At 66.7% G+C, this 17,505-nt stretch carries 16 protein-coding genes and 1 pseudogene; 7 read left to right on the top strand and 10 right to left on the bottom strand.

Annotated features, from left to right (window positions below):
* Nucleotides 1-11 precede the first annotated feature (11 nt).
* From AB5G72_RS14245 to AB5G72_RS14235, 3 genes are read right to left on the bottom strand one after another with little or no spacing between them, the layout of a single operon-like run.
* A complete protein-coding gene (locus AB5G72_RS14245) occupies nucleotides 12-410 on the bottom strand; it encodes a helix-turn-helix domain-containing protein (RefSeq protein ID WP_067713528.1) in 399 nt (132 codons plus the stop codon).
* A 6-nt stretch (nucleotides 411-416) separates the two neighbouring features.
* Nucleotides 417-926, bottom strand: a complete 510-nt coding sequence (locus AB5G72_RS14240) for a PucR family transcriptional regulator (protein WP_440220180.1) — start codon at nucleotides 924-926, stop codon at nucleotides 417-419.
* A gap of 58 nt (nucleotides 927-984) precedes the next feature.
* Complete coding sequence (locus AB5G72_RS14235; protein ID WP_440220179.1) at nucleotides 985-1,533, bottom strand: hypothetical protein; 549 nt, start codon at nucleotides 1,531-1,533, stop codon at nucleotides 985-987.
* 297 nt (nucleotides 1,534-1,830) lie between these two features.
* Here AB5G72_RS14235 and AB5G72_RS14230 point away from each other — a divergent pair, with 297 nt between their 5' ends.
* A complete protein-coding gene (locus AB5G72_RS14230; protein ID WP_440220178.1) occupies nucleotides 1,831-2,373 on the top strand; it encodes a DUF6328 family protein in 543 nt (180 codons plus the stop codon).
* Between the two features lie 531 nt (nucleotides 2,374-2,904).
* Here AB5G72_RS14230 and AB5G72_RS14225 read toward each other — a convergent pair.
* From AB5G72_RS14225 to AB5G72_RS14210, 4 genes are all read right to left on the bottom strand, one after another.
* On the bottom strand, nucleotides 2,905-3,741 hold the full coding sequence (locus tag AB5G72_RS14225) for a hypothetical protein (RefSeq protein WP_440220177.1): 837 nt from the start codon (nucleotides 3,739-3,741) through the stop codon (nucleotides 2,905-2,907).
* A gap of 916 nt (nucleotides 3,742-4,657) precedes the next feature.
* Entirely contained in the window at nucleotides 4,658-5,242 is a 585-nt protein-coding gene (locus AB5G72_RS14220; RefSeq protein ID WP_440220176.1) for a signal peptidase I, read from the bottom strand.
* 118 nt (nucleotides 5,243-5,360) lie between these two features.
* Entirely contained in the window at nucleotides 5,361-6,008 is a 648-nt protein-coding gene (locus AB5G72_RS14215) for a SipW-dependent-type signal peptide-containing protein (protein WP_440220175.1), read from the bottom strand.
* 363 nt (nucleotides 6,009-6,371) lie between these two features.
* A complete protein-coding gene (locus AB5G72_RS14210) occupies nucleotides 6,372-9,044 on the bottom strand; it encodes an ATP-dependent DNA ligase (RefSeq protein WP_440220174.1) in 2,673 nt (890 codons plus the stop codon).
* Between the two features lie 408 nt (nucleotides 9,045-9,452).
* Here AB5G72_RS14210 and groL point away from each other — a divergent pair.
* The 4 genes and pseudogenes from groL to AB5G72_RS14190 all read left to right on the top strand — a co-directional run.
* Nucleotides 9,453-11,021, top strand: a pseudogene (groL, locus tag AB5G72_RS14205) (chaperonin GroEL); the annotation flags it as partial.
* Nucleotides 11,022-11,027: 6 nt separating this feature from the next.
* Nucleotides 11,028-11,390 carry a protease inhibitor I42 family protein gene (locus AB5G72_RS14200; protein ID WP_440221504.1) on the top strand — a complete coding sequence of 121 codons (363 nt, stop codon included), beginning with the start codon at nucleotides 11,028-11,030 and terminating at the stop codon, nucleotides 11,388-11,390.
* Nucleotides 11,391-11,476: 86 nt separating this feature from the next.
* The gene (locus AB5G72_RS14195; RefSeq protein WP_440220173.1) at nucleotides 11,477-12,028 is read left to right on the top strand and encodes a C1 family peptidase; all 552 of its coding nucleotides are present in this window, start codon (nucleotides 11,477-11,479) and stop codon (nucleotides 12,026-12,028) included.
* 12 nt (nucleotides 12,029-12,040) lie between these two features.
* A complete protein-coding gene (locus AB5G72_RS14190; protein WP_440220172.1) occupies nucleotides 12,041-12,526 on the top strand; it encodes a hypothetical protein in 486 nt (161 codons plus the stop codon).
* Between the two features lie 507 nt (nucleotides 12,527-13,033).
* Here the strand turns inward: AB5G72_RS14190 and AB5G72_RS14185 are convergent.
* Entirely contained in the window at nucleotides 13,034-13,999 is a 966-nt protein-coding gene (locus tag AB5G72_RS14185; protein WP_440220171.1) for an NADP-dependent oxidoreductase, read from the bottom strand.
* Nucleotides 14,000-14,374: 375 nt separating this feature from the next.
* On the opposite strand from AB5G72_RS14185, the gene AB5G72_RS14180 reads away from it, so the two are divergent.
* Nucleotides 14,375-14,752 (top strand): hypothetical protein, encoded by a 378-nt coding sequence (locus AB5G72_RS14180; RefSeq protein WP_440220170.1) that lies wholly within the window; start codon nucleotides 14,375-14,377, stop codon nucleotides 14,750-14,752.
* A gap of 81 nt (nucleotides 14,753-14,833) precedes the next feature.
* On the opposite strand, the gene AB5G72_RS14175 is transcribed toward AB5G72_RS14180, so the two are convergent.
* Together AB5G72_RS14175 and AB5G72_RS14170 are read right to left on the bottom strand one after the other, a co-directional pair.
* Entirely contained in the window at nucleotides 14,834-15,391 is a 558-nt protein-coding gene (locus tag AB5G72_RS14175) for a hypothetical protein (RefSeq protein ID WP_440220169.1), read from the bottom strand.
* A 72-nt stretch (nucleotides 15,392-15,463) separates the two neighbouring features.
* Nucleotides 15,464-16,231, bottom strand: a complete 768-nt coding sequence (locus AB5G72_RS14170; protein WP_440220168.1) for a TSUP family transporter — start codon at nucleotides 16,229-16,231, stop codon at nucleotides 15,464-15,466.
* 72 nt (nucleotides 16,232-16,303) lie between these two features.
* Here AB5G72_RS14170 and ku point away from each other — a divergent pair, with 72 nt between their 5' ends.
* Nucleotides 16,304-17,413 carry a non-homologous end joining protein Ku gene (gene ku, locus AB5G72_RS14165; RefSeq protein ID WP_440220167.1) on the top strand — a complete coding sequence of 370 codons (1,110 nt, stop codon included), beginning with the start codon at nucleotides 16,304-16,306 and terminating at the stop codon, nucleotides 17,411-17,413.
* Nucleotides 17,414-17,505: the final 92 nt, after the last annotated feature.

The following is a 17,505-nucleotide window of genomic DNA, read 5'->3' as shown; positions in this document are numbered from 1 at the left end:
CGAGGTCTTCGTCAGAGCAGGTCGGCGATTTCGTCCTCGACAGAGGCGGTGGTCTTCTGCTGGTGCGCGAAGCGCTCGGCGAGCTCGCGCTGATCGCGGTTATGGCGTGACTGGAATTCGAGAAGGTCGCGCACGCGAATGCGTCGGTCGCGGCCCACTCGATGGAAGAGGATCTCCCCGCGGTCCAGCAGCTTGTAGAGGTGGGAGCGGCTCATCCCGAGTCGCTCGGCCGCCTGGTTCGGGGTGAGCGTGGAATCAGCGTCAATTGTGATGACTTCATCGCCGTCACGCACTCGGCGGGTCAGGTCGAGGAGAAGGTCGCGCAGTTCAGGGCCAGCGTCGGATCGCGCGAAATCTTCGAGGGCGTCGAGTTGATCGACGGGAACGTTCTCGGTCGCGAGAGCATGCATTAGAGGTCACTCCTGCTCGCCGCTGACAAGGCGGGATTTCGTTGAATGCAGATGTTGCACGTGTCGTATATGTCGCAGATGACGCAAGCGTACGGCAGGCGAGCGCCCATGCCAAGACCATCCGTCGCTCGTGAGGGGGCGGGTGCGTGGATCACTGGGAGCCGGCCGCGGCGTTAACACCCCGCGTCTCACGCCCCCCGGCAACTCCGCCAATCGCAGCGCCAGCCGCAGCTCCAGCGCCCGGTCGCCGCGGCGCCAGCCGGTGCCCAGTACGGAATCGAGCCGGTCGAGCCGCTGGTACACCGTGTTGACGTGCACGAACAGTCGCTCGGCGGTGGCGGAGGGGCTGCCGTCGGCGCCGAACCACGCCCCGAGGGTGTCGAGTAGCGCGGTGCCGCGGGTGCGGTCGAAGTCGCGCACCGGGCCGAGGTTGCGCTCGATGAACTGCGTGACGAACTCGCGGTCGACCTCACTGAACAGCAGCGCGTAGCCATCGGGGGAGTACGACGACGACAACGGCCGCCACCGCCGCCCCCGCACGCAGTCGCTCGCTCCGGCCGAACCGGCCGGGTGGTCAGCTGAGCTGCGCCAACAGCTCCTTCCACACCGGCCGCCAGTAGTCGATCGCCTCGGCCGAGTCGAGCTTGGTGTGGGTCAGCCCGACCGAGGCTCTTCCGCCGGCTTTGTCGCTGATATTCACCGCGACCCGTGTGCCGTCGGCCAGCGGGACGCGCCAGTAGCGCCACTTCTCCGACCGAGTCACCGACGCCTCGCCGTCCACCGGGATCCCGCCGAACTCCTCGCGCCCGGCGACGAGCTCCCCCCACGCCTGCAGCGCCGAGTCCTTGTCCCCCGCGACCGTCCGCGAGGTGGAGAGCTGGAAGTCACCGTCGCAGGACTGACCCGGAACGCGCAGGCCGGCGTGCTGCTCGTAGGCGATGGCGGTGCCCTGCGCCCACCATTCGGCCCGTTCCACCGACTCCGGCATGTGCTCGAGCGTCAGCCGCGCGATCGCGGTGTGGGCCATCTCCCGAGCCCCGGCCTGCTCGAGCAAGTCGACCCATTCGTCCCACGGGCGGCCGGTAGCGGAGGCGATGGCGGTGGTGTTGGACGGCGTGACCATGACCCCATGCTGCCGCAGAAACAGACTCGCGGTTGCCGATCCACGCCGCTGTGGCGGCGTCGCACAAACGGCACCCGCACTGACCTGGGGTGCCCTGCAGACCCCGTTCAGGGCACCGCAGGTCAGGGGACTGTTGTGGCGACGACGAGGTCCGCCTCCGCCACGGTGAGCCGATGGGGTGAGCCGATGCGGGCTGCGCCGAACCGGCGGGGTTTGCCGCGGATGCACGGGAAGCTCCGCGCTACCGCGCCGACCGGACGATCATCGAGGACACGCGGAGGAGGGAGGGGGAGCGGCATGGACACCGAAGGCGCCGGGGAACGCGACGAGGCGGGACGCCACGAGATCGACTACAACGAGGCGGAACGCCACGAAACCGAGGCGCAGCGCATCGACCGCAACTGGATCGAGCTGCTCCAGGAGCTGCGCATCGTGCAGACCGGCGGCCAGGTGCTCACCGGCTTCCTGCTGGTGTTGCCGTTCCAGGACCGGTTCGCGGAGATCGGCGGCGGCGCTCGTGCGCTCTATCTGGCGGTCCTGTCCCTCGCGCTGGCTTCGACGGTGTTCCTGCTGGCCCCGGTGATGATCCACCGCGCGGTGTTCCGCTCCCATCGCAAGGACCGGGTGCTCCGGCTCTCGGCGACGCTCGCGCGCATCGGGTTGGCGATCCTTGCCATTGCGCTGGTGGGCCTGGTGGCGTTGGTGTTCCCGCTGGTGCTGGGGACCGCGTGGGGCCTCGCCGCGGCGGCGGTGATGGCCGCCTTCGTGGTGGTGATGTGGTTCGCGGTCCCGGCCCGCGTCCGCCGCCATACAGCGACGAATCCGTACGTCGCGGACTGACCCCCTCTCCGCTCCGCGGCGGGAAACACCGGTCTTGACCAGCGGTGCCCTGCAAGGCCGGTCCAGGGCACCGGCCAACAATGTATGGGCGTTTTCTTCGTCTCGGGGCAGCGGGTGAAGTAGGAGATCCTCGCACTCTCCTCCCTGACTCTCAGCCCACCGCAGGGGCGATTCCCAGGGTGCCGGTCCACACTTGACCCAGCGGGCCGGAGGCCGTCTGGCTCACCGAGCAGGAGGTAGGGCCATGTCCGAGATGGTGTTCTGGTGGTGGGATCGGGTGCTCTGGGAGTTCAGTAGGTTCGTGCGCGGTTCGCTCGGGTATCCCGAGTCGGGCTCGGTGGGTCCCCGCGTCATCACCCTCTGATGTGAAGCGCGCCGGTTCCGCACGCGGGTGGGACTGACAGAGACTGTGACGACGACGAGGTCAGCTCCAGCTACCGCCAGCGTCCCACCCGGTGTGCGGAACCGGCGGGCACGAGCGGGCCCGACCACGATCCCCCGTGGCCGGGGCCGCTTCCCGCGCGACGGGTCCTACGCCTCGGCGACGTCGGTGGTCGTCAGCTCGGTGCCGGTGCCGGTACTCATGCCGGGGGCCTGCTCGGTGGTGGGGGCCGCGGCGGCCGACGGGCTGGTCGTCGCCGTCACTCGAGGCAACGCGGGTAGGTCGAAGATCCACCCGGCGGTGCCGCCGGGCCGGAGCATGGCCTGCTGCGCGGAGTCGTCGAGTTGGAAGGCGATGACGAACTCGTAGTCCCGTCCCGGTGACAGGGGAGTGGTCGTCGAATTGGCGGCCTGCTCGCAGTCCGAGTTGAGCGTGGTGGCCTCGCGAGTGGACCCGCCGGCGCGGACCTCGGCGAAGTCGTCCGGGGCGACGGACGTCCACCTGTCGGGGCCCGCTTCGGCGGAGGTGGTGATGCTCAGCGTGAGCTCCACTCCGCAGCCGGGCGTCCGCACGATGTCCTCGACCTTCGCGGTGCCCAGTTCGACGCCGTTGCGGTTCACGACTGCGAACTCCCGCCCCACGCGCACCGACTCGGGATCCTGTAGTCCCTCGGCCACGGCGGTCTGCTCGGTGGGCTCTGTGGTCTCGCCGCTGTCTGTAGCTCGCGGCTTGGTCGTGGAGATGTCTCCAGCAGCCGGCGGTTCAGTGGCGCCAGTAGGAGTCACTCCGGGGGTCGCCGGCACATCTGAGGCTGGGGCCGACGTCGTCGTGGGGAGGACGGTCGCGTCGCCGTCGTCCAGCGGCGGAAGCGAGGTCTCCTCGCCGTCTTCTTCCTCGCTGTTCCGGGAGTCTCTGACCGTTGAGTTCTCACCTGCGGTGTTCTGGACCGGAAGGCCAAGGTCGACGTCGGCGGCGGGCGGAGCCATCGGGTGGGAAGCTGTGCGAGCGTTCTGCGCAAGCACCTGCGGGATCCCCGTTTGTGTGATGGGCCGGGTGGGGACGGTGCTGGCCGACCGATCTAAGCCGCATTCTGCGCTGGCGAGGTCGATGACGAGATGCCATTGCTCGCTTCCGCCGATCGACGCTCCGGCTCGGAGATCGAGGTAGAGATCTGATTTGGCGTATCCGTCTCCCACATTTCTGATATGGGTGATGGTCGCTGTGTAGTAGAAGGCCCCGAAAGAGCCTCGGCGGTTTCCGGTGCTTGAGGCGCGCTCGGCGTTTCCAGTTGCTTCAGGGATGGCGATAGTGGTCGATCCGAGGCCTGCATCGAGGGTGAAGTTACCGTCCTTGATGATGGACGTCTGGCCCACCTGGCCCGGAGTGCATGTGGCAGTGGTGCCCAAGGTCCCCGGGTAACGGGCGAGTGGGAAGACTGTAGTGCGAACAGCAAGCCCGGTGGCGGTGGCACTTGCAAAACTGGCAGCCCCGCTAGGTATCGCAGGGGAGCCCCCGGGGCATGCGCTGAGGGGCCCAGTAGCCGTGCGAGCGCAAGTCGCGCCGCTGATCGTCATGTTCAGCAAGTTCAGGATGCCGCGGTCAGCGAACGAGAGTGTACGTGAGTCGAAAGGCGCCGGCGTCGGGCTGGTCCGCGACGTATCGAATTCGTGGGCAGGGCCGATATTCTCCGAGCCAGAGGGAATGCTGAAGACTCCGAACGTGGATAGCGCGCGGGCGTAATGGTTCCCGACGTTCTCGCCTACGCCGAAGGTTGATGATCCATAAGCGGTGTCTTGCCATGTCGCCTCGGTCGGACGGACGGTCGCGGTGCCGAAGGCGATAGTGGCAAACATGACCATGACGCCGGCAAAGGCCAGGACTTTGCGCGGCTGCGTGAACGACTTACGCATCTTCACGCACCGCCTCGACCTCGTCCTCGTCCCGGGGCCAGAACGCCCAGAGGACACCGAGCGAGGCGAGCGCCGTTATGCCGCCCAGGACTACCGGCTGGCCTGCCCAGACGATGAGATTCGCCAATTCGGGCACGGACCACAGCACCTTGCGCACGGTCTCGACCCGGTACATTCCCCCATCGGGGTTCGGGTTAGCGTCGCCCTTCATTCGGATGAGCGCCTCACCGGGCACCTGCGGTTGGACTTCGATGACGCGGTGGGTGACGGGCAGTCGACCGGGACGGTCGACGGTGACGACATCGCCCACGCGGATCTCGTCGGCGCTGATCTTCCGGACCACTGCGACGGACCCCGTGGGAATGGTCGGGGACATGGATCCTGTCTTGAACATGATGAGCGAGATGTTCATTGTCGCGGCGGCGATCACGAGTCCCACCGCCAGGACCCCGCCAGCTGCGAGAAGGTTGGCAAGGCCGCCGAGGAGGTAGGAAGCAACGGACCGGCGCGGTGCGCGGTGCGAGACCATGGTGTGGTCGGAGTCGGCGTTTCGGGACTGCACGGTTGTCGTCACCATGGTCTTCACCTCGTGTTCTGTGTTCGTTCGGTGTGGGTCCGGTGCTCTCCCGGGCGGGGCGAATATTCAGGTCGGCTTCGGCAGCTGGCGATTGTCAGCCGCCGAAGCCGTTTCGCCGTTAGGCGGCGTCGTCGCTCACGGCGTCGAAGCTCCAAAACACGGGAACGGTCGGGATCCCGGCTGAATCGAGCCCAGCGGTGTCCGTGAGCTCTGCACGGAAGCACAGCCACTGGTATGAGCCTTCCTCGACGCGGGTGGTGCTTTCCTCGGGAGAGGCCAGCGTGCCGGCGGGCTCGAAGGTCATGCCGGTGCCGGTAGCGGAGCAGTTGGAGGGCACGTCCGCGTCTGTGCCGAGCTCGGCGATCGAAACGGAGACCTTGCTCGTCAGATTGTTGGAGTCGATCGGCTGCTGGGTGATGGTGATATCCGCGCCCATGTTGCCCTTCTCCTCGTGAAGGCCCACCAGCTGGAAGACGGGCTGGCCCGGGACGAGAGCAGTCGAGGCGGGGCCGAACTGCATGGTGCCGGCTTCCTCCTGAGTGAGGAACTCGTCCCAGCCCTCGTCAGCATTGAAATACGCCTGGACGTTGAAGTCGCTGCCCTCGGTGCCGAACTGGGACTCGCCCCACGCGGTGTCCGACCAGGCGGCCAGGGTCACCGCGGCGCCGACGCCCAGCACGAGACCGGAAGCCATGACGGCGCGGACCTTCTTGCGGCGGTTCTGGTTCTTGGCGGCGGGCTGGGGGGTCTGCGGCGCGGTGCTCATGCGGGGAGCCTTTCGGTGAAGGGGGATCGTCAACACCAGTCTGTTGACGTGACCCATTTATGATTACTTATCTACCCGCCAGTAGCAACCGAAAAACCGCGCTTTGTCTGAAAGGTCACATCTCGGCGATTCCGCTGAAAAATCACTTCCACCTACAGATATGAGCCCAGTCTCTGGTTCTCAATGAAGGGCGAGTGGTGCAGAGCGTCCCCAACTGGACGGTCGACCGTCACCGATCGATCGCTCGGTGGAGGGTGCGCAAAGAAGGGTCAATCAGCGCGAATCCAAGGTGTTTCTCAGTGGGCGGACGGCGTATCCCGCCGGAACGGCTGTGATGACGTCGGCATCGGGGCCGCGTCGCCCCTACAGATCCCCCGGCAGCTTGTCGCGGCGGATGTCGCGCCAGGAGGACTGGCGCATGTGACCATCCTCGGTGAAGCCCTGGTGGCGAACCTCCACGACGAGCTTGGGCAGCACCCAGATGGCGTCGCGGCGGGCATCGGCGGGCAGTTGCTCGACGAACGGGCTGGTCTTACGCGTGAGCGGCTCGAGCTCGTCGAGCAGTGCCCGCGCCTGCTTATCGGTGAAGCCGGTGCCCACGCGGCCGATGTAGGTCAGCCCGGTCTCAGCAGGTAGGCCCAGCAGCAGCGAGCCCAGTGAGCCGGAGCGCCCGCCCTTGCCCGGCCGCCAGCCGCCCACCACGGCCTCGGTGGTGGTGAGCAGCTTCTCCTTGAGCCACGCCTTGGACCGCCGCCCCGACTCGTAGCGGGAGTCCCGGCGTTTGGCGACGATGCCCTCCCAGCCGAACTCCTCCGCCTCGGCCAGCGCGCGGTCGCCGGGGCCGTCAAGCACCTCCGGGACGTGCACCCGATCCACGCCGGTCAGCGCCGGGGTGAGCAGGTCCAGCACCTCCCGTCGTCGCTCCCACGCCTGCGTCCGCAGGTCCACGCCGTCGACCTCCAGCACGTCAAAGACGAACAGCTCGACGGCGGGCAGCGACGAGTCCTGCCCTTCCGCCGCGGCCTGTTTGGCGAGCGACGCGAAGTCCGGGACGCCGTCGGAGCCCAGGATCACCAGCTCGGCGTCGATCACCGCGGGCCGCTCGAGCGCGTCGGCCAGCCCGGGGAAGCCGTCGGTCAGCCAGTCCATCGAGTTGCCGTTGCGGCTGACCAGGCGTGCCTGCCCGCCGGCGCCGCTGGTCGCGATGGTTACCCGGTAGCCGTCCCACTTGCCCTCGAACGCCCACTTGTCGTCGGGCAGCTCGGTCACCGTGGCGGCGGTGGGGATCATCGGCAGCGGGGGAGCGTCGGGGCGGTCGGCCGTGTCCGAGTCGCGGGACGACGTCTTGTCCGAGTCGCGGGACGACGCCTTGCCCGAGCCGCGGGACGAGCCGCCCGAGCTGCGAGCCCGCTTATCGCCCTCCGGATACGACGACTTCGGGTTGTCGCGCCCGCCGTAGAAGGAGTCCGGCGACTGGTCCTTCATGTACTGCACGATCCACTGGTTCTTCTCCGCGCTGGTGCGCACGAGCACGTAGCGGCCGGAGACCTTGTCGCCGTGCAGCCACACGATGATCTCGTCCTCGCGCCATTTCTCGCACTCGTACCAGCCGCGGTCCCAGATGGTCATGTGGCCGGCGCCGTATTCGCCCTTGGGGATGGTGCCCTCGAACGTCTCGTAGCCGAGCGGGTGGTCCTCGGTGCTGACGGCCAGCCGCCGGTCCTTGGGCTCGGTCGGCAGGTTCTTGGGCACGGCCCACGACGCCAGCACCCCGTGGTGCTCGAGCCGCAGGTCGAAGTGCAGGCGGCGGGCGTGGTGCTCCTGGATCACGAAGATCGGCCCGTCGACGTCGTCGCGATCGGTCTCGACCTCACCCTCGAACGGCTCCGGCGTACTCCGACGATCCCGCTTGCGCCGGTACTCGGCCAGGCTGGTGACCACCGCGTCCTCACCGGCGGGTTCGGCGTCGCAGCCCTCGGCCTCCGCCGCGCGGGTGGCGGCGTCGGAGTCCTCGCCGTCGGTGGAGTCGGAGTCGGCGGGCTCGGGGTCCTCGTCATCTGACGACGACGACGAGCTCTTCTTGCTGCCACCCGATTTCTTCGCCCGCGATGCCGAACCGGTGGAGGAGGTCGACTTCTTCTTGGTGGCCTTCTTCTGGGCTGTGCCTTCGAGCCCGTCGAGGAGGTCGCCGTCGGAGTCCAGCCGCTTGAGGACGTCGTCCCAGTGCAGGTGCGCGAGTCCGCCGTCGCCGAGCTCCTCCCACGAGCGCGGGGCGGCGACCCACGGTTCGGCCCGCCCGCGCAAGGAGTAGGGGGCGACGGTGGTCTTGGCGCCGCTGTTCTGGCTCCAGTCGACGAACACCTTGCCCTCGCGGATGGAGCGCTTCATGGTGGCGGTGACAAGGTCGGGGGTCTGTTTGGCGAGCGACTGCGCGATCTGTTTGGCGACCTTGGAGGCGCTGGCGGCGGTCACGGCCTTGTCCAGGCGGGCGTAGAGGTGGATTCCCTTGGACCCGGAGGTCACCGGGAAGGAGTCGAGTCCCGCCTCGGACAGCAGGTCGCGGACGCGGAGGGCCACCTTCGCCGTCGTATCCAGATCTACGTCCTGGCCCGGATCGAGGTCGATCACTATCCGTCGTGTCCGCCCCGGCTCGTCATTCTCCAGGGTCCACTGCGGCACGTGCAGCTCGAGCGCGGCCTGCTGGGCGAACCACGCGAGCGTGGCGGGGGAGTCCAGCACCGGGTAGCGGACGGTGCGCGAGGAATGCTCGATCGCCACGCGCGGCACCCAGTCCGGGGCGTGGGAGGGGAGGTTCTTCTCGAAGAACGAGTCGGCGTCGGTGCCGTCGGGCCAACGCTTGCGTGTCACCGGCCGCCGCCCCGCGTACGTCATGAGCAACGGGGCGACGGCCAGGTAGTACTCCAGCACATCGGCCTTGGTGGTGCCGGTGGCCTCGTAGAGCACCTTGTCGGGGTGGGTGAACCGGATGGTGCGCCCGTCGACCTCAACCGACTCCTTGGTCCCCTTGCTTGCCATGGGTCCACTCTGGCACTTGTGTCGGACACTGGCGACCGGCTCGCGCGGACGCAATCCGGCGAACCGGCCCTCCGGATCGAGGGTGCTCTAAGTTGGTTCCGGAGCTGACCGGAGGGGACGGGTGACCGCAAGATGTAGCGCTTGGGGTTACGGAAACTTAGCGCGATACGGGGAAGGTGTGCGAGGCGTCCGAGGAAGGCCTCGACGGGTCCGTTGGAGGCGCTCACTTTGAAGTAGGCGAGGATCTCGTTGTGCCGCTTCCACAGCGACCGGCCCGGCTGCGGGATCGGGCATTTCCCTGGGCACTGCAGGTGGAACCGAGCGCAGGGATTGAGCAATCCCGTAAATTCAGCACTGGGCGAGTTTCTGTGTGATATTTGAAGGACTGTTGACCTAAGGATGGTCCCCGTGGCGGAGCAAATCGCGTTCGACGAAGAAGCTCGGCGCGGCCTGGAGAGCGGTCTCAACCAGCTCGCCGACGCCGTCAAGGTCACGCTCGGCCCCAAGGGCCGCAACGTCGTGCTGGAGAAGAAGTGGGGCGCCCCCACGATCACCAACGACGGGTACTCCATCGCCAAGGAGATCGAGCTCGAGGAGCCGTACGAGAAACTGGGTGCGGAGCTGGTCAAGGAGGTCGCCAAGAAGACGGACGACGTCGCCGGCGACGGAACCACCACCGCCACCGTCCTCGCCCAGGCGCTCGTGCGCGAGGGCCTGCGCAACGTCGCCGCCGGTGCCAACCCCATGGGCATCAAGCGCGGCATCGAGAAGGCCGTCGAGGCCGTCACCAAGCACCTGATCGACTCCGCCACGGAGATCGAGACCAAGGAGCAGATCGCCGCCACCGCGGGGATCTCCGCCGGTGACCCGGCCATCGGCGAGCTCATCGCCCAGGCCATGGACAAGGTCGGCAAGGAGGGCGTGATCACGGTCGAGGAGTCCCAGACCTTCGGTCTGGACCTCGAGCTCACGACGGGCATGCGCTTCGACAAGGGCTACATCTCGCAGTACTTCCAGACGGATCCGGAGCGCCAGGAGGCGGTCATGGAGGATCCGTACGTCCTGCTGGTCTCCGGCAAGGTCTCCACCGTCAAGGACCTGCTCCCGCTGCTGGAGAAGGTCATCGGCGAGAACAAGTCGCTGCTCATCATCGCCGAGGACGTCGAGGGCGAGGCCCTGTCGACTCTGGTCGTGAACAAGATCCGCGGCACCTTCAAGTCCGTCGCCGTCAAGGCCCCGGGCTTCGGTGACCGCCGCAAGGCCATGCTGCAGGACATCGCCATCCTCACCGGTGGCCAGGTCATCTCCGAGGAGGTCGGCCTCTCGCTCGAGACCGCCGACATCTCCATGCTCGGCAAGGCCCGCAAGGTCGTCGTGACCAAGGACGAGACCACCATCGTCGAGGGTGCCGGGGACCAGGGTCAGATCGAGGGTCGGGTCAACCAGATCCGCGCCGAGATCGAGAACTCGGACTCCGACTACGACCGCGAGAAGCTCCAGGAGCGCCTCGCCAAGCTCGCCGGCGGCGTCGCCGTCATCAAGGCGGGCGCGGCCACCGAGGTCGAGCTCAAGGAGCGCAAGCACCGCATCGAGGACGCCGTGCGCAACGCGAAGGCGGCCGTCGAGGAGGGCATCGTCGCCGGCGGCGGCGTCGCCCTGGTCAAGTCCGAGGTCGCCATCGATGGTCTGTCCCTCGAGGGCGAGGAGGCCACCGGCGCGAACATCGTCAAGTTCGCGCTCAGCGCCCCGCTCAAGCAGATCGCCCACAACGCCGGCCTCGAGCCGGGCGTCGTGGCCGAGAAGGTCCGCAACCTGCCGGGCGCCGAGGGCCTGAACGCCGCCACCGGCGGCTACGAGGACCTGCTCAAGGCCGGCATCAACGACCCGGTCAAGGTGACCCGCTCGGCGCTGCAGAACGCCGCGTCGATCGCCGCGCTGTTCCTCACCACCGAAAGCATTGCGCCTGCCCCGGATAGAGTTGATTTGGAAACTCATAATCCGCGTCAGACGTTAAATTTGCACGGAAGCACACTTCACATAAAGGCCTCGGAATCGCCCTCAACCGGTTATGTCTGGAGGGTTCAACCGAATGAGGCAGTAGCTCAAATCAGAGAGCGATACACGAATCCGTCAGATGAGGACGAGTACGGCGGCGAAATCGATCACGAGTTCTCGGTATTGTTCCAGAAAAATTCAGGTAATGCCGATCTCGCTGTCGATTTAGTGATGGAATTGGCTCGGCCTTGGGAAAGAGACGGAGTAAAGGAAGCGGTACCGGTCCGAGTGGTCGTGGCAGAACCGAGCATCGCGTCTCATGGGATTCAGCGAATTGGAGGTGCGTTTTGAGCGGGCCGTTTACTGGGCGCCAGGGGGAAGTGAACCTTAGTTTAAGTAATTGGCCGGCCAGGGACCAAGATGATAGTAAGAACTGTGTGGCGTTCGCTTTTACGGCTGTGCACGAAATAATGCGTGAATCCTCTGGTTTGAGTGAGGATTCGTTGGTCTACGCTGCGGGCTTAGATTACGGTCGCCGACGGACCTTGGCAAACGTCTCAACTGCGTTGTTGGACAAAGGGCAAGTCAACCATCCCACCTGGGCGCATGTCGAAAAACATGTGCTCCATCTGAACTCAGGATGGAATCAGTTGCGAAAACTGGATTGGCGACGCGCCTACTTTGTCAAGTCTCCCGCGCTTTTCGACGATTTAGCTGCCGCAGTCAATGGTGGAAAACCTGCCATTCTGGGAGTTCGACCAACCGATGACTTCTTGGCTCCAGGCGAAGGTGCAGTGATAGGTGCAGGCCGAGAAATCATGGTCAGGCATGCAGTAGCGGTGGTAGGACTCCATCGCGACAACGAACACCTCTTAATTCGCAATTCATGGGGTCCTTCGTGGGGAAATAATGGGCACGCATACTTGTCTCGGGCATTCGTTCGCGCACACGCTCAAGAAGCCTATGTCGCGGGCAACATTGTAGATTAGATTGGAGTTGTCATGACGGCGTATGGCTTGGGGCGATACGTGGGCCAACAAACGGGTGAGTACGAGTATGAATCTATTCATTCGAGTTCGTCACCGAGTCGGTCGGGCAGCATCGACTACTTCATTGGTAAATTGCTGATGTACATACCGGGCGACATCGTTGCCGGGTATACAGTAGTATTTGCGCTCGCTCCTACCGATTCGTTGACAGCGAAGTGGATCATTGCCAGCGTATTCTTCTGCCTTGCGCCGCTCGTTGTGCTTGCTGGTGCGCTGTCTGCTAGTGAGGACACGCGAGGGGGCATGATGACCGATATGGCGATCTACCCCATGGTCGCTGCCCCCGTAGCTTTTGCAGCTTGGGTGGTCGCCTTACCGGGAAGTCCCATTGACGCGTACTACTATTCGGGTTGGATGAAGGCTCTAATTCTTGTTTCAGTGACCATCGCGCTGGGTGTCGGGTCGCGGTTGTTCGAGACGCGTGCTTGGCCTCTCTAAGCCGCCGTGTGTCGCTAGCCGCCGCCGACCACTGCAGGAACGACCCAGACTTAGCGGTATCCAGTCCGAGCTGTGCGATTCTGGTGTCCTGCGCGCGACCTTAGGCATTCGCCTGCGCGACGATCGACACTGGGACGCGCAGGCCCAAGAGTCCGCGAGACTACTTCGAGGTCAGCTCCTTGACTGAACCGCAGTATGCCGCGTGAGCAGATGCCAGACCCGACAAGCGATGGGCGGACCGATGGGCCGAGGGGATTAGGGCCGCTGCTCAGAGTGCTCATTCACTAGGCATTCGATGAAAGCACCACTAGCACGATCAACATCGGTGTCAGTTACCGCGGTCGACCGAATCCAGGCATGAACCGGGTGGTGATTACCCTCGGTGGCAAGTTCTGCGTCTGCCTGTGGTTGTGCGCCGTGTCCGGGTTGAGGCGAGTGTGAGAGCACCGATGGGGACGACGACTCGGCAGCGCATCGCCGAGGCGACCACCGCGCCGCGCCCCACCATCACCGCCTGAAGTCAATCACCAACCGCCCCCGCGTCCCGCCGGCCTCGAGCCGCTCGTGGGCCCGCCACGCGTCCTCGGGCGCGTAGCTGTCCGCAACACGGAGGGTGACAACGCCGTCTTCCGCCAACTGCCGCAGCTCGTCGAGCTTGCCCTGCTCCTTGGCCATATCCGCAACGCTCACGGCATGGACCTTGAGGTCGCGGCTGCCGTCGCCCTGGTACCACCGGACCGTCGCGACTCCGCCGCCGGTCTTGACCGCGGGGAGTACGGCGGCGTCCTGCACGGCTCCGTCAAAGAGGCCGTCGACACCGTCGGGGTAGAGCTCGAGAATGCGGTCGGCGACGCCCTCGCCGCGCCGGACGATCTGGTCGGCACCGAGCGACCGGACGAGCTCTTCGTCGGCCTCGGACGCATCGGCAACAACGACGAGGCCGGCATGCTTGGCCAGCTGCACCACATACCCACCGGTCGATCCGGCCGCCCCGGTGACCGCAAGCACCTCACCGGGCTTCAACCCCAGCAGGTCGAGAGCGCGCCGGGCGGTGAGCCCGTTCATCGGAAGCGTCGACGCGGCGATGTCGTCGGCATCGCGGGGCGCGGCGGCGATCGACTTCGCGGGCAGGACGATGTCCTCGCGGTACGCGCCGTGCTCGTCGCGGGGCACCACGATCCCCATGACCCGGTCGCCGACCGAGAGGGAGGTCTGCGCGTTCTCGCCGATCTCGACGAGCTCTCCGGCAATGTCCATCCCCGGGACGTCCGCAGCCCCGCGCGGGGTTCCGGTCTTCGAGCGGGAACCGTTGCGCGTGTAGGTGTCGGTGGGGTTGACGGTCGCGGCCGTGACGCGGACGCGAACGTCGGTCGGCCCGAGTTTCTGGGCGGGGACGTCGACGACCTGCAGGGCGTCGGGGCCCCCGTAGGTCGTCACTCCGACGGCGCGGACGGTGCTGGTTGAGACGGTCATTGTTCCTCTTTCCCGCGGGACCCGGAAGTCCGGACAGCTCCGCTGGATTGGTGGTACGAGTGACTGCTTCCCCGCCGAGTAACCACGCGCCCATCGAGAACATTCCGGCCAACCCCCGAGGTCTCAGCAGTAGCGCCAACTGATCGGGGCGGTAGCGCCGCCTGGCACGCCGGCGTGGGGTGGTGTGGCTATGTGACGACGACGACGAGCCGCGCCCTCTGCAGGCTGACTTCTCGGGGCAGGTGTGGCGCAAGGACCGCGAACGACTCTTGGCCGAGTGTCAGCGAGCGCTCTCGGCGCCCTGACACAGGGCGGGCATTTATGGGACATTGGTGGGACAGGAGAAGCGCGTCATCTTAGTGGGGAGCTACGGAAATGGCCACGGACACCAATGCAGGCGCTCGGTCGAGCGCGGCGCACCGCAGCGCTGTGACAGGGTCGACTCAGGACATCGCCCGCTTCCTGATCGATCACCTCGGCTCTGCGCTGACAGCGCACATCGCCGGTGTCGACCGGCGCACCGTCAACCGCTGGGCTGAGGGGGCTGCAGCTCGCGCATCAGGAGAGGCGAATCTGCGAGTCGCGTTCCAGGTTTTTCAGCTGATTCACACTGTCGATGCACCGCAAACGGTGCGCGCGTGGTTCATGGGTATGAACCCGCAGCTCGACGACGTCTCACCGGCGGAGGCGCTCGCAGAAGGTCAGCACCGCGAGGTCATGGCCGCGGCCCGAGCGTTCGTGGCCGGTGGTTGAGAGCGGGCGCCCCGAGGGTGACGACGACGACGGCAACCCGTCGCGCGACCGTCACCGACACCCGCGTGGCCACCCCGCCCGTCAGGCGTGACTACTAATCAGGTCGTCCATCGACTCCCCGGACTGCTTCGACCACAGGCTGAACGCCGCGCTGGTCATGGCCGCGGCCGCGTAGAGGGCGGAGGCCAGCCCGTGCTCGCCGATCGCGGTGCGCATGCCGGAGGTTGCGTCGCAGTCGAGCAGGACCGCATCGCACAGCCCGGCCATGCCGTCCGGGGCATCGGGAAGCCGTGCGCTGTCGCGGACCGTGGCGATGACGGCGGCGGGCAGCTCCGGCGCCACCGACTGGGCGAGCTGCGCGAAGCGGGAGGCCACGGTCAGGGCGTCAGGGATCGGCGGGGGAGAGGCGTCGGCGGTCAGCTCCAGGGCCTCGAGGAGCTCGCCGGCGGCAGAGGTGTCGCCTCGTTCGTGGGCGTAGAGAACGGCCCGGACCTGCGCGACGGCGGCTTTGTGGCGCTGCTGCGCGCGTTCCATGCCGGCCTGGAGGTCGGCGACGGTCGCGGTCTGTAGGTCGACGCCTTCTCGGACCAGGAGCGGGGCGAATCGTTCGTACTGTGCGCGCTGTTCCGGGGATGCCATGGCCCCATTGTGTCCCCTCGGCGCGAACAGGCCCGCGGCGCGTCGGCCGTCACGGCCAGGTCCGCCCCCCGTTCAGAGGACCCCGGCCAACGCCCCGATCCCTCGCCCGAGGAGGGTGAGAGCCCCGAGGGTGACGACGACGACGGCGACCCGTCGCCCCACCGTCGCGGACACCCGCGTGGCCACCATGCCGCCCAGGAGAATGCCGATCGGAACCATCGCCACGACGAGCCCGATCACGCCGATCGGCGGCAATCCGGAGATCGGCGCGGCGCCGAGGCCGACCTTGGTGATGACGGAGGTCGCGCCCATGGTGAAGAAGATTGGCTGCAGGGTGGCGGCGAAGGACCGTTGGTTCCATCCGGTCGCCTGCGCGTAGACCAGCATCGCGGGCGCGGCCACGCCCACTGCGGTGTTGAGGAATCCTCCGGCCGTCCCGGCGACCGCAGCCGGCCACCGGCCGCCCACCTGCGGGACGCGGACAAGAGCGGTGAAGAAGAGCGTGCCCAGTAGAACAGCGCCGATCACCACCTCGAGCCAGCTGCGGTCGGCAGCACCGACCAGGAGGGCGCCGGGCACAGACCCCACGACGATCAGCGGCGCCAGGTGGAGGTAGCGGCGCCAGTCGATGTCACGCCACAGCGTGATCGCGATGAGGGCCGCAGAGACGGTGGTCGTGATGTTGGTCAGCAGCACTCCGGCGACGGGCCCCAGCAGCAGCGCCAACGTCGGCGAGACCACCAGCCCGACGCCCATCCCGCTGACCCGCTGTAGGACCGTGCCCAGGATGACGGACGCCGCCGCAACGAGTAGGAGGAGAGGACCGACGTCGGCGGGCATGGACCACAGCATTCCAGGTGCGTCCGCCTGCGACCGGCGGCGCCACACGCCCCGATATCGCATACTCCCTATATGCGATCCATCTGGAAGGGCGAGGTCTCGTTCGGTCTGGTCAACGTGCCGGTCAAGGTGTACGCGGCGACGGAGGACCATGACCTGCACGCGCGGCAGGTGGACAAGAAGGACGGCGTGCGCATCCGCTACAAGAAGGTGCGGGACGACAACGGCGAGGAGGTCGAGTTCTCCGATATCGCCAAGGCGTACGAGTCCGAAGAGGGCGAGATGGTCATCCTCACCAAGGAGGACCTCGCCAGCCTGCCGGTGGAGCAGTCCCACGAGATCGAGGTGACGGAGTTCGTCCCGGCGGATCAGGTGGACCCGGTGGCGTTCGACAACGCGTATTTCCTCGAGCCGGCGTCGCGCTCCAATCGGGCGTACGTGCTCATGCGCGAGGCTCTGCAACAGACGGATCGCCTCGCCATCTGCACGTTCACGCTGCGCAACCGCACTCGCCTCTGCGCCCTGCGGGTGTACAAGGACGTGCTCATGCTGCAGACGCTGCTGTGGCCCGACGAGATCCGCCCGGCGATCCTCGAGGGGCTGGACAAGGAGGCGAAGGTCCGGCCGCAGGAGGTCAAGATGGCGGCGTCGCTCATCGAGACCATGGCGGCGGACTTCGAGCCGGAGAAGTACGAGGACGATTACCAGAATCAGCTCAAGGAGTTGATCGAGGCCAAGGCGGCCGGCGGTGAGGCGTTCACGGTGGAGGAGAAGGACACCTCGGGCGACGATGACGGCGACGATGAGGTGGCCGATCTGCTCGCGGCGCTGCGGGCGAGTGTGAAGGACCGGGGCGGTAAGGCGGACGCCGCCGACGACCAGGACGACGACGAGGACGACGACGACGAGGACTCCGGCTCCGCCAAGAAGACCGCCAGCAAGAAGAGCGGAAGTGGCTCGGCAAAGAAGGCCCCGGCCAAGAAGACTGCGGCGAAGAAGGCACCCGCCAAAAAGGCCGCGGCCAAGAAGTCGACTGCCAAGAAGTCAACATCCTCCAAGTCGGACTCCGGCAGCTCCGGCTCGAGCACCGCTAAGAAGTCGACAGCCTCAAAGTCCACGGCCAAAAAGGCTCCGGCGAAGAAGTCGACGGCCCGCAAGACGCCGGCCAAGAAGTCAGCCTGACCGCGCCCGTCGCGCAGCGACTGCTTCGGTGCGGCCTCTGTCTCGGTCGAGCTCGACGCCCCGTGGCAGCCAGACCGAAGCCCGTGCTGTGG

It is taken from the genome of Dietzia sp. MNB45 (assembly GCF_051994785.1).
GTDB lineage: Bacteria > Actinomycetota > Actinomycetes > Mycobacteriales > Mycobacteriaceae > Dietzia > Dietzia kunjamensis.
The sequence above is the reverse complement of the archived record's forward strand: the minus strand, read 5'-3'. Positions and strand labels throughout refer to the sequence as shown.

What these genes read in the sequence shown, in the direction of transcription:
- AB5G72_RS14235 (WP_440220179.1), bottom strand. Translation starts at nt 1,533, where the DNA reads ATGGTCACGCCGTCCAACACCACCGCCATCGCCTCCGCTACCGGCCGC.
- AB5G72_RS14230 (WP_440220178.1), top strand. Translation starts at nt 1,831, where the DNA reads ATGGACACCGAAGGCGCCGGGGAACGCGACGAGGCGGGACGCCACGAG.
- ku (WP_440220167.1), top strand. Translation starts at nt 16,304, where the DNA reads ATGCGATCCATCTGGAAGGGCGAGGTCTCGTTCGGTCTGGTCAACGTG.
- AB5G72_RS14225 (WP_440220177.1), bottom strand. Translation starts at nt 3,741, where the DNA reads ATGGCTCCGCCCGCCGCCGACGTCGACCTTGGCCTTCCGGTCCAGAAC.
- AB5G72_RS14170 (WP_440220168.1), bottom strand. Translation starts at nt 16,231, where the DNA reads ATGCCCGCCGACGTCGGTCCTCTCCTCCTACTCGTTGCGGCGGCGTCC.
- AB5G72_RS14185 (WP_440220171.1), bottom strand. Translation starts at nt 13,999, where the DNA reads ATGACCGTCTCAACCAGCACCGTCCGCGCCGTCGGAGTGACGACCTAC.
- AB5G72_RS14175 (WP_440220169.1), bottom strand. Translation starts at nt 15,391, where the DNA reads ATGGCATCCCCGGAACAGCGCGCACAGTACGAACGATTCGCCCCGCTC.
- AB5G72_RS14190 (WP_440220172.1), top strand. Translation starts at nt 12,041, where the DNA reads ATGACGGCGTATGGCTTGGGGCGATACGTGGGCCAACAAACGGGTGAG.
- AB5G72_RS14245 (WP_067713528.1), bottom strand. Translation starts at nt 410, where the DNA reads ATGCATGCTCTCGCGACCGAGAACGTTCCCGTCGATCAACTCGACGCC.
- AB5G72_RS14215 (WP_440220175.1), bottom strand. Translation starts at nt 6,008, where the DNA reads ATGAGCACCGCGCCGCAGACCCCCCAGCCCGCCGCCAAGAACCAGAAC.
- AB5G72_RS14210 (WP_440220174.1), bottom strand. Translation starts at nt 9,044, where the DNA reads ATGGCAAGCAAGGGGACCAAGGAGTCGGTTGAGGTCGACGGGCGCACC.
- AB5G72_RS14220 (WP_440220176.1), bottom strand. Translation starts at nt 5,242, where the DNA reads ATGGTGACGACAACCGTGCAGTCCCGAAACGCCGACTCCGACCACACC.
- AB5G72_RS14180 (WP_440220170.1), top strand. Translation starts at nt 14,375, where the DNA reads ATGGCCACGGACACCAATGCAGGCGCTCGGTCGAGCGCGGCGCACCGC.